The sequence below is a fragment of the Marinobacter caseinilyticus genome, assembly GCF_011074955.1.
In the GTDB taxonomy this organism is placed as follows: domain Bacteria; phylum Pseudomonadota; class Gammaproteobacteria; order Pseudomonadales; family Oleiphilaceae; genus Marinobacter; species Marinobacter caseinilyticus.
Genome location: NZ_WUQJ01000006.1, coordinates 132913 through 146406, shown reverse-complemented (window position 1 = coordinate 146406; position 13494 = coordinate 132913). Strand labels below are relative to the sequence as shown.

At 52.7% G+C, this 13494-nt stretch carries 9 protein-coding genes; 7 read left to right on the top strand and 2 right to left on the bottom strand.

Annotated elements, in window-relative coordinates:
* The first annotated feature begins 25 nt into the window (after positions 1-25).
* Both fadA and topA read left to right on the top strand, forming a co-directional pair.
* Entirely contained in the window at positions 26-1201 is a 1176-nt protein-coding gene (gene fadA / locus GRX64_RS02905; protein WP_166263693.1) for an acetyl-CoA C-acyltransferase FadA, read from the top strand.
* Positions 1202-1457: 256 nt separating this feature from the next.
* Positions 1458-4091 (top strand): type I DNA topoisomerase, encoded by a 2634-nt coding sequence (topA, locus tag GRX64_RS02900; protein ID WP_166263692.1) that lies wholly within the window; start codon positions 1458-1460, stop codon positions 4089-4091.
* Between the two features lie 46 nt (positions 4092-4137).
* Here topA and GRX64_RS02895 read toward each other — a convergent pair whose 3' ends face one another.
* Together GRX64_RS02895 and gltA are read right to left on the bottom strand one after the other, a co-directional pair.
* Positions 4138-5019, bottom strand: coding sequence for an NAD(P)-dependent oxidoreductase (locus tag GRX64_RS02895; RefSeq protein ID WP_166263691.1), 882 nt, complete (start codon positions 5017-5019; stop codon positions 4138-4140).
* 207 nt (positions 5020-5226) lie between these two features.
* Entirely contained in the window at positions 5227-6501 is a 1275-nt protein-coding gene (gene gltA, locus GRX64_RS02890; protein ID WP_166263690.1) for a citrate synthase, read from the bottom strand.
* Positions 6502-7123: 622 nt separating this feature from the next.
* Here gltA and sdhC point away from each other — a divergent pair.
* From sdhC to GRX64_RS02865, 5 genes are all read left to right on the top strand, one after another.
* Positions 7124-7498: a succinate dehydrogenase, cytochrome b556 subunit gene (gene sdhC / locus GRX64_RS02885; protein ID WP_166263689.1), complete on the top strand. Its 375-nt coding sequence runs from the start codon at positions 7124-7126 to the stop codon at positions 7496-7498.
* Positions 7492-7836, top strand: coding sequence for a succinate dehydrogenase, hydrophobic membrane anchor protein (gene sdhD, locus GRX64_RS02880; protein ID WP_166263688.1), 345 nt, complete (start codon positions 7492-7494; stop codon positions 7834-7836). The genes sdhC and sdhD overlap by 7 nt, the downstream gene beginning before the upstream one ends.
* Before the next feature lie 3 nt (positions 7837-7839).
* Entirely contained in the window at positions 7840-9612 is a 1773-nt protein-coding gene (gene sdhA, locus GRX64_RS02875; protein WP_166263687.1) for a succinate dehydrogenase flavoprotein subunit, read from the top strand.
* Between the two features lie 12 nt (positions 9613-9624).
* Entirely contained in the window at positions 9625-10329 is a 705-nt protein-coding gene (locus GRX64_RS02870; RefSeq protein WP_166263686.1) for a succinate dehydrogenase iron-sulfur subunit, read from the top strand.
* A gap of 313 nt (positions 10330-10642) precedes the next feature.
* A complete protein-coding gene (locus tag GRX64_RS02865) occupies positions 10643-13480 on the top strand; it encodes a 2-oxoglutarate dehydrogenase E1 component (protein WP_166263685.1) in 2838 nt (945 codons plus the stop codon).
* The last annotated feature ends 14 nt before the right edge of the window (positions 13481-13494 follow it).

The following is a 13494-nucleotide window of genomic DNA, read 5'->3' as shown; positions in this document are numbered from 1 at the left end:
GAGATTTCCGAACGGAGAAAGATCTATGAGCCTTAATCCGAGAGACGTTGTCGTCGTCGATTGCGTGCGGACTCCGATGGGTCGTGCCAAAAATGGGTGTTTTCGCAATGTACGTGCGGAAACCCTGTCGGCTACGCTCATCGACGCATTGTTCGAACGTAACCCGAAGCTCGACCCGAAAGAAGTTGAAGACGTTATTTGGGGATGTGTAAACCAAACCAAAGAACAGGGCTTCAACGTAGCGCGCCAGATTTCCTTGCTGACTCGCATCCCTCATGAATCTGCAGCGCAGACCGTGAATCGACTGTGTGGCTCGGCCATGTCGGCAATCCACACGGCGGCCCAGGCCATAATGACCAACAACGGCGATACCTTTGTCGTCGGTGGTGTTGAGCATATGGGCCATGTGCCAATGACCGAGGGGTTTGATCACAACCCGGCAGCCTCAAAGTATTCTGCCAAAGCGTCCAATATGATGGGCCTGACCGCTGAGATGCTGGCGAAGATGCACGGAATTACCCGTCAGCAGCAGGATGAGTTTGGTGCCCGGTCACATCGTCTGGCGCATGAAGCGACGCTGGAAGGTCGCTTTAAAAACGAAATCGTTCCGATCGAAGGTCATGATGAGAATGGTTTCCGCGTGCTGATCGAAGAAGACGAGACGATCCGTCCTGACACCACTGCAGAGTCGCTGGGCCAGCTGAAGCCAGCCTTCGACCCTAAGAATGGTACCGTGACGGCGGGGACTTCGTCGCAGCTGACCGATGGTGCGGCTGCGATGGTCCTGATGTCAGCTGAGCGTGCTGAAGCGTTGGGCCTAAAGCCAATTGCCAGGATTCGCAGCATGGCTGTTGCTGGCTGTGATCCCGCGATCATGGGTTATGGCCCGGTTCCGGCGACCAAGAAAGCGCTTAAGCGGGCGGGCCTGAAAGTCGAAGATATCGATTTTTGGGAACTGAATGAGGCGTTTGCCGGTCAGTCACTGCCAGTTCTGAAAGACCTGAAGTTGGCAGGTGTGATGGAAGAAAAAGTCAACTTGAACGGTGGCGCTATCGCGTTGGGGCACCCTCTGGGTTGTTCTGGGGCGCGGATTTCCACCACCTTGTTGAACGTGATGATGGCCAAAGGCGGTAAGCTTGGTGTATCCACCATGTGTATCGGTCTTGGTCAGGGTATTGCAACGGTTTGGGAGCGTCTGTGACGGTTGCCTGAATGCGTTCAAAAAGCCCGGCTTAGCCGGGCTTTTTTTTGCCAACCCCTCATAGAATGACGGTGCAAACCAAGACAAATGCGAATTTTACGGACAATAATGGGTTGTTTTGCTTATCTTGACCCTGTAAAACAGAGCACCTATACACTGTGACAGGCTTTGGTTGTTTTCTAGCCGCCTGATTTTCCAGCGAGTTTACGGTTCATCGGTTTTTTAACTGATCATTTCCAAGGATACGATCTCCGATATGGGTAAGAGTCTCGTAATTGTCGAGTCGCCAGCAAAAGCGAAAACGATCAACAAATATCTGGGTTCTGACTTTATTGTTAAATCCAGTGTTGGTCATATTCGTGATCTGCCAGTAAGCGGCAGTGGCTCCCAAACTGATCCAAAAGAACGAGCAAGGCTCGCTGCCCAGACTCGTAAAATGGATCCGGAAGAAAAGGCCGCGCACAAAAAGCGTAAGGCCCGTGATCAACTCGTTGCCCGTATGGGTGTTGATCCGGACCAGAACTGGCAAGCCCGCTATGAAATTTTACCGGGCAAGGAAAAGGTCGTAAGCGAACTCAAACGCTTGGCCAAATCCGCTGACCACATTTACCTCGCGACGGATTTGGACCGCGAAGGGGAGGCCATCGCCTGGCACCTTCAGGAAACCATTGGCGGTGAGCCCGAAAAATACCGTCGCGTTGTGTTCAATGAAATTACCAAGCGCGCAATCAATGAGGCCTTTCAGGACCCCGGCGCGTTGGACACCAATCGAGTCAACGCCCAGCAAGCCCGTCGTTTCCTGGACCGGGTGGTGGGCTACATGGTTTCGCCCCTATTGTGGGCGAAGCTTGCCCGTGGGCTGTCTGCCGGACGGGTTCAGTCAGTGGCGGTGAAACTCATAGTCGAGCGAGAGCGTGAAATACGCGCTTTTGTACCGGAAGAATACTGGCAACTGCACGCAGACCTGGGGTCAAAAAGTGCCAGCCTGCCAATTCGATTTGAAGTTACCCGTTACGATGACAAGCCTTACCGGCCAGAAAATGAGGCCCAGAGTAAGGCCCACGTTGAGCGTCTGAATGCCAGCGACTTCAAGGTTGCCAAACGGGAAGACAAGCCCACTCGGTCCAAGCCTGGCGCGCCATTTATCACGTCAACGCTGCAGCAGGCTGCCAGTAATCGGATGGGCTTCAGTGTCAAAAAAACCATGATGCTGGCCCAGCGCTTGTACGAGGCGGGTTACATCACCTACATGCGTACTGACTCGACGAACCTGAGTCAGGATGCGGTGGCGGGCTGTCGCGAATTCATCAAGAAACAATTCGGTGAGCGATATCTGCCAGAGGCCCCCCGGGTTTACGGCAGCAAGGAAGGCGCCCAGGAGGCTCATGAGGCTATCCGTCCAACCGACGTCAGTCGTCGCCCCGCTGACATCAGTGGTCTCGAAAAAGACGCTGAGAAGCTCTACGACCTCATTTGGCGGCAATTCATGGCTTGCCAGATGGCTGATGCGGAGTTCCTGAGTACTTCGATTGCGGTCTCAGCTGCCAATTACGAATTGCGTACCCGTGGTCGTATCATCAAATTTGATGGTCACCTCAAGGCGGCGCCCCAGTCAGCCAAGAAAGATGAAGACGTGGCGTTACCTGACATCAAGGTGGGTGAAGTACTGTCACTGGACAAGCTTGACCCGACCCAGCACTTCACCAAGCCGGCACCTCGTTATACTGAGGCAAGTCTGGTTAAGGAACTTGAAAAACAGGGTATTGGCCGGCCTTCCACTTACGCTTCTATTATATCGACCATTCAGGATCGAGGTTACGTTAGGCTCCAGAACCGCCGATTCTACTCGGAAAAGATGGGCGATATTGTCACCGAACGGTTATCGGAATCGTTTTCCAACTTGATGGATTACGATTTCACCGCCCGGCTGGAAGAAGAGCTGGATGAAATCGCCAGGGGTCAAATCGAGTGGAAAAAAGTGCTGAACGGTTTCTACAAGCGCTTCAGTCTGCAGCTTGAGAAGGCCAGTGGCACGGGCGATGACGGTATGCGCGGTAACACGCCGACAGAAACCGACATTCCATGTCCTACCTGTAAGCGACCCATGCAGATTCGCGTCGCCAGTACCGGTGTCTTCCTGGGTTGTTCCGGGTATTCACTGCCCCCGAAGGAGCGCTGCAAAACAACCATCAACCTGACGTCGGGTGATGAAGTCGTTAGCGCGGACGACGACGTGGAAGGCGAGGGCGAAAGCCGGCTGCTACGTAAAAAACGCCGCTGCCCGAAGTGTGGTACGGCCATGGACAGCTATCTGGTTGACGAAGGCCGGAAGTTGCACGTGTGCGGTAATAATCCGGACTGCTCCGGGTTTGAAGTGGAAAAGGGTACGTTCCGTATCAAAGGATACGATGGCCCGACGCTGGAGTGCGACAAGTGTGGGTCGGAGATGCAGCTCAAAACAGGCCGGTTTGGAAAGTACTTTGGCTGCACCAGCGACGATTGCAAGAACACCCGTAAGCTGCTTAAAAGCGGCGAGCCAGCCCCTCCTAAAATGGATCCGGTTTTCATGCCTGAGCTCAAGTGCGAGAAGGTTGATGACACCTACGTACTGAGAGATGGTGCTTCAGGCTTGTTCCTGGCGGCCAGCAAGTTTCCAAAAAATCGTGAGACGCGGGCGCCGCTTGTGAAGGAAGTGAAGCCCCATAAGGACGAACTGGATCCAAAGTACGCATTCCTGATGAAAGCGCCGGAAAAAGACCCTAAAGGGAATCCTGCCGTCATTCGTTACAGTCGAAAGACGAAAGAGCAATATGTGATGAGTGAGAAAGAAGGAAAAGCCACAGGCTGGCGCTCATATTATCGCAACGGAAAATGGGTAGTCGACGAATAGTATGCTCTGCCCGGGCAACCTGATTGCAGGAGCCCGGGCAGTTTGTTTATTTCGCCCGAATGCGCCTCAGTCGTTCTACCAGTGAAGAAGTGTCCCAGCGACGACCTCCCATCGCTTGAACATCCCCGTAAAACTGATCAACCAGTGCTGTAACCGGCAAGGCCGAGCCGTTTCTGTTCGCCTCGCCCAAGCAGATGGCTAGATCTTTTCGCATCCAGTCCACGGCAAATCCGTAGTCAAACTTGCCCTCCAGCATTGTCGCCGCGCGATTGTCCATTTGCCAGGACTGGGCTGCACCCTGGGAGATAACGTCAACCACTTTGCTGGCATCAAGACCGGCATTCTCGGCAAAATGCAGCGCTTCAGACAACCCCTGTACCAACCCGGCAATTGCAATCTGGTTGACCATTTTTGTCTTTTGCCCGGCACCGGCGGTGCCCATAAGGTTGAGGGCCTTGGCATAGCAATTGATGATCGGTTTTGCTCGGCTAAAGTCTTGCGAGTTGCCGCCACACATGATGGTCAATTGGCCATTTTCAGCACCTTGTTGACCACCGGATACGGGCGCGTCAACAAAGCCCAGGCCGGCCTCATAGGCTTTGTTGGCCAAATGTTCCGCGATATCCGCTGACGCGGTTGTATGATCCACCAGAACAGCACCTGGCGCGGCATTGGCGATGATGCCCTCGGGCCCCTCATACATGCTGATCAGGTCAGGGTCTGCGCCAACACAGGTCAGCACAATCTCCGCGCCCTCAAGGGTTTCGGCAATGCTGCCGTGGGCTGTACCCTGATGGCTTTGTGTCCATTTGTTGGCCGTGGCAGCCGTGCGGTTGAAGACCCTGACGTTGAGTCCGGCGGCGGCCAAGTGTCCAGCCATGGGGTAACCCATGACCCCCAGGCCGAGGAATGCGACGGTTGTAGTCATTACGATCTCCAGTTAGTCAAGGAAAGAGGGTGGTTTCAGGCTAAGCACTCCAGATTAGCTTAGAACGAAGGAGCATGCCAAAACTTCGGTCCCAGAGTGGGTGACGTCTCGATAAGGGGAGGCAGAGTAGGGTTTGGGGGCGTATTTTACAGATGCGCATTAAAAAGGCCGCTGTGATCAGCGGCCTTTTTAGGTGTCCGAGGTCAATTACCGTTTCGGGAGATCCCGAGCGGTTGCTCCGGTGTAGAGTTGACGTGGACGACCAATCCTGTAATCACCGCTCACCATTTCATTCCAGTGTGAGAACCAGCCAATCGTGCGCGACATGGCAAAAATGACGGTAAACATGGAAGTTGGAATTCCCATTGCTTTCAAAATAATGCCGGAATAGAAATCGACATTGGGGTAGAGTTTGCGCTTCACGAAATACTCGTCCTCCAGCGCAATTTGCTCCAGCCGCTGCGCGATGCGCAGCAATGGATCGTTTTCCAGCCCAAGTTCCTTCAGAACCTCATGGCAGGTTTGACGCATTACCTTTGCCCGCGGATCAAAGTTTTTGTAAACCCGGTGTCCAAAGCCCATCAGGCGGAAAGGGTCGTCTTTGTCTTTGGCTTTCGCAACGAACTTTTCAATGTTTGCCTCGTCGCCAATTTCGGCCAGCATGGCCAGTACCGCCTCATTGGCGCCGCCGTGGGCTGGACCCCAGAGTGCCGCAATTCCGGACGCTATGCAGGCGAACGGGTTGGCGCCTGTTGACCCTGCCAAGCGAACCGTTGAGGTTGAGGCATTTTGCTCATGGTCCGCATGAAGAATAAAGATGCGATCCATGGCTTTTGCCAGAACAGGGCTGGGCATGTAGGTTTCGCAGGGTGTGCCGAACATCATGTAAAGAAAGTTTTCAGCGTAGGAAAGGTCGTTACGCGGATACATGAAGGGTTGCCCATTGGCGTACTTGTAACACCATGCTGCAATGGTCGGCATTTTCGCGACCAGGCGGTGCGCCGTGATCTCGCGCTGCTCTACATTGGTGACATCCATTTGATCGTGGTAGAACGCGGACAAGGCACCGACCACACCGCACATAATTGCCATCGGGTGCGCGTCGCGGCGGAACCCGTTGAAAAAATTACGCATCTGATCGTGAATCATCGTGTGATTTTTAACGGTGTCACGAAACAGCTGATTTTCTTCCGGTGTTGGCAGTTCCCCGTGAAGCAGCAGAAAACATACTTCGAGGTAGTCTGAGCTTTCCGCCAGTTGCTCGATCGGGTAGCCGCGATGTAGCAGGACGCCGTTCGCACCATCAATGTAAGTAATCTTTGACTCGCAGGCTGCGGTTGACACAAATCCCGGGTCGTAGGTAAACACGCCTTCCTGAACCAATGCGCGAACATCGATTACGTCTGGGCCTGTCGTGCCCGAATAGATCGGCAGCTCAATTGATTTGTCACCCACCGAAAGCGTGGCTTTCCTGTCGGTCATGGTGCTCTCCTGTTATCAGCATTTGTAGCGCGAGTTATTTGCATGTGAAGCGCGAGAAGGCGCACATTATTACACAAGTTGTGCTCGCTTGGTCACTGTAAGCCCATTCGCGTTCAGCGATGGCATGCTCTTTATCTGTTTTTATTTTTTTTACATCGGCTTAGAGTAGTTTTATAAGCAATTGGTTGAACTGTTGATAGCCAATTCAGCATGCTTAATTTGATAAAACTGGCGGCAAAATATAGAGAGTTGGCTTTTTTTGTCAATGAAAGTCAGGATAAAAACCGAAATCTGTGAGTTGTGTGGGGGGTAAGTTTGGACTTAATAATGTTGAAAAAATGATCAATAGAAATTGGCTATCAGCGTTCTAGAGCGCCACAGTACCTGATATGTCAGTGTTTTCGCCGGTTGCGCGTTTGTAATTCATTGGACCACTCCTTATAATCCCTAGCCCGGAACAGGGTACGAACTGGATGTCAGCGACGGAATAACTGTTGGTGCCAGCATCTACCCTGCCGACATGTGCGTCATGCTCAACAGGGCATTAGAGACGAGCATACATACCAACCATCCGCGCCGGCTACGTCGGAACTGCGGAGCAAAAAGAGAGTGTGAGAGCGCTGTGAATAGTAAACGACCAGTAAATCTCGATCTCGGCAAGTTTCATTTTCCACTGCCAGCCATTACGTCAATTCTGCATCGTGTCAGTGGCATCATCATCTTCGTGGGTGTTGCCTTCATGCTATACGGACTTGACGTTTCCCTGTCCGGGGAAGAGGGGTTTGAACAGGTCAATGAACTTCTGAGCGGGTTCTTCGCGAAGTTGATTGTTTGGGGGATTCTTTCTGCCCTGCTTTACCACCTCGTGGCAGGTATCAAGCACCTGATCATGGATATGGGAATCGGCGAGACGCTTGAAGGCGGTCGACTGGCTGCCAAGCTCACGATTGCAACATCAGTCATTCTCATTGTTTTGGCGGGGGTTTGGGTATGGTAAACAGTGTCACTAATTTTGGTCGTAGTGGTGTTCAGGACTGGATAGTCCAGCGGGTATCAGCCTACGTATTGGCTCTGTACACCCTGTTCTTGTTGGGCTTCCTGGTTGTCACGGACGTGAGCTTTGAATCTTGGAGTGCATTGTTCTCGCACACCTGGTTCCGAATTTTCAGTCTCATGGCTCTGCTGTCAATTGGTGCTCACGCCTGGATAGGGTTGTGGACCGTAACGACCGATTATATTAAAGCGGCAATGCCGAGATTCCTCGTTCAGGCAGCATGTGGTTTAACCATGTTTGTGTATGTCGTCTGGGGTATACAGATTCTTTGGGGGCATTAATTGATGGCTAATATCAAGACCATATCCTACGACGCTATTGTGATTGGTGGTGGTGGCGCAGGCATGCGTGCGGCGCTGCAGTTGACCGAGTCTGGTGTTGACACTGCGTGTGTCACCAAGGTCTTCCCAACGCGCTCGCACACAGTGTCAGCACAGGGTGGTATCACGTGTGCGATTGCAAGCGCGGACCCCAATGATGACTGGCGCTGGCATATGTATGACACCGTGAAGGGGTCGGACTACATCGGTGATCAGGATGCTATTGAGTATATGTGCTCGGTGGGCCCGCAGGCCGTATTTGAAATGGAACACATGGGCCTGCCATTTTCACGAACAGAGCAGGGCCGTATTTATCAGCGCCCATTTGGCGGTCAGTCCAAGGATTACGGTAAAGGCGGACAGGCAGCACGCACCTGCGCAGCGGCGGATCGAACAGGTCACGCCCTTTTGCATACCCTGTACCAGGCGAATTTGAAAGGTGGCACCACGTTCCTTAACGAATGGTACGCCGTTGATTTGGTTAAAAACGAAGAAAACCAGGTGGTGGGTGTTGTTGCCATCGAAATCGAAACCGGTGAAGTCGTACACATCAAAGCCAAGGCAACCGTGTTGGCCACGGGTGGTGCGGGACGGATTTATGCCTCTACAACCAACGCACTGATCAACACCGGCGATGGTATCGGTATGGCGCTGCGCGCTGGGTTCCCGGTTCAGGACATGGAAATGTGGCAGTTCCACCCGACCGGCATATACGGCGCCGGCACGCTGGTAACGGAAGGTTGCCGGGGTGAGGGCGGTTATCTGATCAACGGTGATGGCGAGCGCTTTATGGAGCGTTATGCGCCCAACGCGAAAGATCTTGCCGGCCGCGATGTGGTTGCCCGTTCCATGGTCATTGAGATACTGGAAGGGCGTGGTTGTGGTCCCGAGAAAGACCACGTGTTACTTAAGCTGGATCATTTGGGCGAGGAAACGCTCAATTTGAGGTTGCCCGGTATTTGCGAATTGTCGAAGACATTCGCGCATGTGGATCCAGTGAAAGAGCCAGTCCCAGTCGTGCCTACCTGCCATTACATGATGGGTGGGATTCCGACAACCGTCGGTGGTCAGGCGCTGACGCAAGACAAGGACGGCAAGGACCAGGTCATCGAAGGTCTGTTTGCCTGTGGTGAAGCCGCTTGTGTGTCCGTTCATGGCGCGAATCGGCTGGGCGGAAATTCCCTGCTGGATTTGATTGTATTCGGCCGCGCTGCCGGTTTGCACATTCAAGAACGTTTGCGTGCTGGTTTTGATACAACAGCTGCCACAGAAGAAGATATTGAGCGTGCGCTTTCGCGTTTGAACCGTTTGAACAGTACCACGGAAGGCGAAAGTGTGGCTGAGGTTCGAAAAGATCTCCAAAATTGCATGCAGCTCTATTTTGGTGTTTTCCGTGATGGCGATAGCATGGCGGAAGGTCTGAAAAAACTTGATTCCATTGGTGAGCGGGCGCGCAACGTCACTATCGGTGACACGAGCAATGCCTTCAACACTGCGCGAATCGAAGCGCTGGAGCTTGAAAACCTGTTCGAAGTTGCCTACGCGACCGCGTTTTCTGCCATGGAGCGTCGTGAAAGTCGCGGAGCACACGCTCGCAACGACTTCACTGAGCGTGATGATGATAACTGGTTGAAGCATTCGATTTACTTTCCGCTTGAAAAGCGACTGGGTAAACGTGATGTCAACTTTACGCCGAAAACAGTGGACACTTTCCAGCCCATGATTCGGTCGTATTAAGGGGATGCTGATATGTTGGTGAGCCTATATCGTTACAACCCGGAAACAGACAATGCCCCGTACATGCAGGACATTGAGCTGGAGTTGCCGGAAGGCAAAGATTTGATGGTGTTGGACGTCATTACTTTGCTGAAAGAGAAGGATCCGTCGATCGCGTTTCGCCGCTCATGCCGTGAAGGCGTTTGTGGTTCCGACGGAATGAATATGAATGGCAAAAACGGTCTTGGCTGCATTACGCCACTGTCCGAAGTCGTGAAAAAGAACAAGCTGGTTCTGCGGCCGTTGCCCGGTTTACCAGTCATTCGTGATTTGGTCGTGGACATGAGTCTTTTCTACAAACAGTATGAAAAGGTCATGCCATACCTGATGAACGATAAGCCGGCGCCGGCGATAGAGCGGTATCAGTCGCCTGAAGATCGAGAAAAGCTGGATGGCTTGTACGAGTGTATCCTGTGTGCATGCTGTTCGACATCTTGCCCATCGTTCTGGTGGAATCCTGATAAGTTTATCGGCCCGGCCGGATTGCTGCAGGCGTACCGCTTCCTGGCAGACAGTCGTGACACCGCGCAAGAAGAGCGGCTGTCGAACCTGGATGACCCGTTCAGTGTGTTTCGCTGCAGGGGCATTATGAACTGCGTGAGTGTTTGTCCAAAAGGCCTGAATCCAACCAAGGCTATTGGGCACATTCGGGATCTGCTGTTGCAGCGCGCTACGTAAGCAACGCAAGTCCTGTAACCCGCTATACTGTTCTGACAGACGCAAAACTCTCAGGGAGCCCTGCAAAGGGGCGGGGCTTCCACCAAAGGCTTATAGCTATAAGCTTTTTTAGAGAGCAAACTTTGAAAGCCGTTTTGAAGGCCCAAAAAGCTTTCTTACGGCTTTGCTTAGTATCAAAACCACTGGGGACCGGAAAACATCCGTGCAAGCTGTGGTGCCAACAGTCGAGCCTGTAAAAACCCGTATTGACTGTGATTTACCCCTGGCCGACCATAGTGAGCTCCCCGCACCAGTCCAAGGTGAGCTATTCAAAATGCATGAAAGCATCATGGAGCAGTTATGGCAGACATCCCACCTACAAGGGGGGAATCTCGCCTATGTCGAACAGCTTTTTGAAACCTACCTGACAGACCCGAACGCTATTCCTGAGGAATGGCGAAGCTATTTCGACAAGTTACCCAGTGTTGATGGTCATAAAGGCCGCGACGTTGTCCACTCGTCGATCCGCGAACAATTTGAGCACATCTCTCGAAATCAGCGTTTTCTAGCCAACGGTGGTGTACCTGCGAGTGCTATTTCAGATGCGGATAAAAAGCAGATTCGAGTCCTTCAGTTAATTAACGCCTTTCGGTTCCGTGGTCATCAGCTTGCCAAGCTTGATCCACTTGGGGTTCTGGTTAGACCCGAAGTAGAGGATCTGAATCTCAGTTTCCACGATCTGTCGGATTCCGATCGCGATCTTGAGTTCCAGACCGGGTCTCTCTGTTTTGGTGCAGAGACCATGAAGCTGGGCGACATATTCGAAGGCCTGAACCAAACCTATTGTGGCAGTATCGGCGCAGAATACATGCACGTTGTCGATACCAAGATTAAACGCTGGTTCCAGCAGCGCATGGAGCCCGTTCGTTCGCGCCCGGAATTTGAGTCCAAGACTCGCCGTCATATCTTGGAGCGTTTAACCGCGGCTGAGGGTCTGGAGAAATACCTTGGGTCCCGCTACCCGGGTGTAAAACGGTTTGGTCTTGAAGGTGCTGAAAGTCTAATTCCCTGCCTTGATGAACTGATCCAGCGAGCAGGCGGTTACGGCGCGAAAGAAATTGTTTTGGGTATGGCTCACCGGGGCCGCCTTAATGTCCTGGTGAATACCTTGGGTAAGAACCCGAAAGAACTCTTTGATGAGTTTGAGGGCAAGCGGCTCGCGGATTCGGGGTCTGGCGATGTGAAATATCACCAGGGTTTCTCGTCGAATATCATGACGGAAGGTGGAGAAATTCACCTGGCGCTCGCCTTCAACCCGTCACACCTGGAGATTGTGTCGCCGGTGGTGGTTGGATCGGTGCGAGCGCGCCAAACCCGCCGGAGTGACAACGATGGCAGCCAGGTTGTCCCAATTATCATGCACGGCGACGCTGCGTTTGCGGGCCAGGGTGTGGTAATGGAGACGTTGCAGATGTCGCAGACGCGGGGTTATGGCGTCGGTGGCACCATTCACATCGTAATCAATAATCAGGTGGGTTTTACCACAAGCCGACAGGAAGACGCCCGCTCGACGGAATACTGTACCGACGTGGCGAAAATGGTTCAGGCGCCTATCTTGCACGTCAACGCCGATGACCCTGAAGCGGTCATGTTTGCCACTCAAATGGCGATGGACTACCGCAATGAGTTCAAGGGTGATGTGGTCATAGATTTAGTGTGTTATCGCCGTCGTGGTCACAATGAGGCTGACGAGCCTTCGGCAACCCAGCCGATCATGTACGAAAAAATCCGCAAGATGAAAACCACTCGCGAGTTGTACGCCAATCAGCTGATAGAGCGAGGGCTGTTGGACGGTGACGAATCCAAAAAAATTGAACTCGATTATCGTGATGCTCTGGACAAAGGCGACCATGTTGTAAAGTCGCTGGTTAAAGAGCCCAACAAAGAGCTTTATGTGGACTGGCAGCCCCATCTGGGCCACGAGTGGACAGCCAAGTGCAAAACCAGCGTGAACCTGAAGACGCTTCAGCGTCTTGGTAAGAAAATGGGGCAACTGCCGGAAGGCTTTGCGGTTCAGCGTCAAGTCTCCAAGATCGTCGACGACCGCAACAAGATGACTGCCGGTGCATTGCCGATAAATTGGGGCTATGGTGAAGTCATGGCCTACGCAACGCTGCTCAACGAAGGTCATCCGATCAGAATCACCGGTCAAGACGTCGGGCGCGGCACCTTCTCTCACCGTCACGCGGTATTGCATAACCAGAAAAATGGCGAAACCTACGTTCCGCTGCAGCAGCTTTCGGAAAAACAGCCAGATTTTGAATTGTACGATTCGTTGCTTTCCGAAGAAGCGGTTATGGCATTTGAGTATGGTTATTCAACGACCACGCCGGACGCACTGATTGTTTGGGAAGCGCAATTTGGCGATTTCGCCAATGGTGCTCAGGTCGTTATCGACCAGTTCCTTACCAGTGGTGAGCATAAGTGGGGACGTCTCTGCGGTCTGACCCTACTATTGCCTCATGGCTATGAGGGGCAGGGTCCTGAACACAGCTCCGCCCGCATCGAACGTTTTCTGCAGCTCTGCGCGGAGCACAACATTCAGGTTTGTGTGCCGACAACTCCATCCCAGACATTCCATATGCTTCGGCGGCAGGTGAAGAGGCCCTTGCGCAAGCCGCTGGTTGCTATTACGCCAAAGAGTCTTCTTCGGCATAAAGAGGCTACCTCAGGTCTTGATGATTTGACTGAGGGCACTTTCCAGACGGTACTACCGGAGAAAGAGCCGTCAGACCCGAAAAAGGTTCGGCGTCTGATTATGTGTAGCGGCAAGGTTTATTTCGATTTGCTGGAGAAGAAAAAGGTCGATAATCGTGAAGATGTCGCCATTCTTCGACTGGAGCAGCTATACCCATTCCCAGCGGATGACCTGGACGAGCTACTCAGCCAGTACACAAAGCTTCAGCACGTGGCGTGGTGTCAGGAAGAGCCAATGAATCAGGGCGCGTGGTATTGCAGTCAGCATCACATGAGGAATGCACTGCATCGCCATAACCCAAAGCTTTACCTTCAGTATGCCGGTCGTGATGCTTCCGCTGCTCCCGCGTGTGGACATTTGTCCGTTCACATTGAAGAGCAGAAGAAATTGGTTAACGACGCATTTGAAATCTGACGAGCTACCGAACT

Bases quoted from the DNA above. Each gene is read 5' to 3' on its own strand.
- fadA (WP_166263693.1), top strand. From the start codon at position 26: ATGAGCCTTAATCCGAGAGACGTTGTCGTCGTCGATTGCGTGCGGACT.
- topA (WP_166263692.1), top strand. From the start codon at position 1,458: ATGGGTAAGAGTCTCGTAATTGTCGAGTCGCCAGCAAAAGCGAAAACG.
- GRX64_RS02895 (WP_166263691.1), bottom strand. From the start codon at position 5,019: ATGACTACAACCGTCGCATTCCTCGGCCTGGGGGTCATGGGTTACCCC.
- gltA (WP_166263690.1), bottom strand. From the start codon at position 6,501: ATGACCGACAGGAAAGCCACGCTTTCGGTGGGTGACAAATCAATTGAG.
- sdhD (WP_166263688.1), top strand. From the start codon at position 7,492: ATGGTAAACAGTGTCACTAATTTTGGTCGTAGTGGTGTTCAGGACTGG.
- sdhA (WP_166263687.1), top strand. From the start codon at position 7,840: ATGGCTAATATCAAGACCATATCCTACGACGCTATTGTGATTGGTGGT.
- GRX64_RS02870 (WP_166263686.1), top strand. From the start codon at position 9,625: ATGTTGGTGAGCCTATATCGTTACAACCCGGAAACAGACAATGCCCCG.
- GRX64_RS02865 (WP_166263685.1), top strand. From the start codon at position 10,643: ATGCATGAAAGCATCATGGAGCAGTTATGGCAGACATCCCACCTACAA.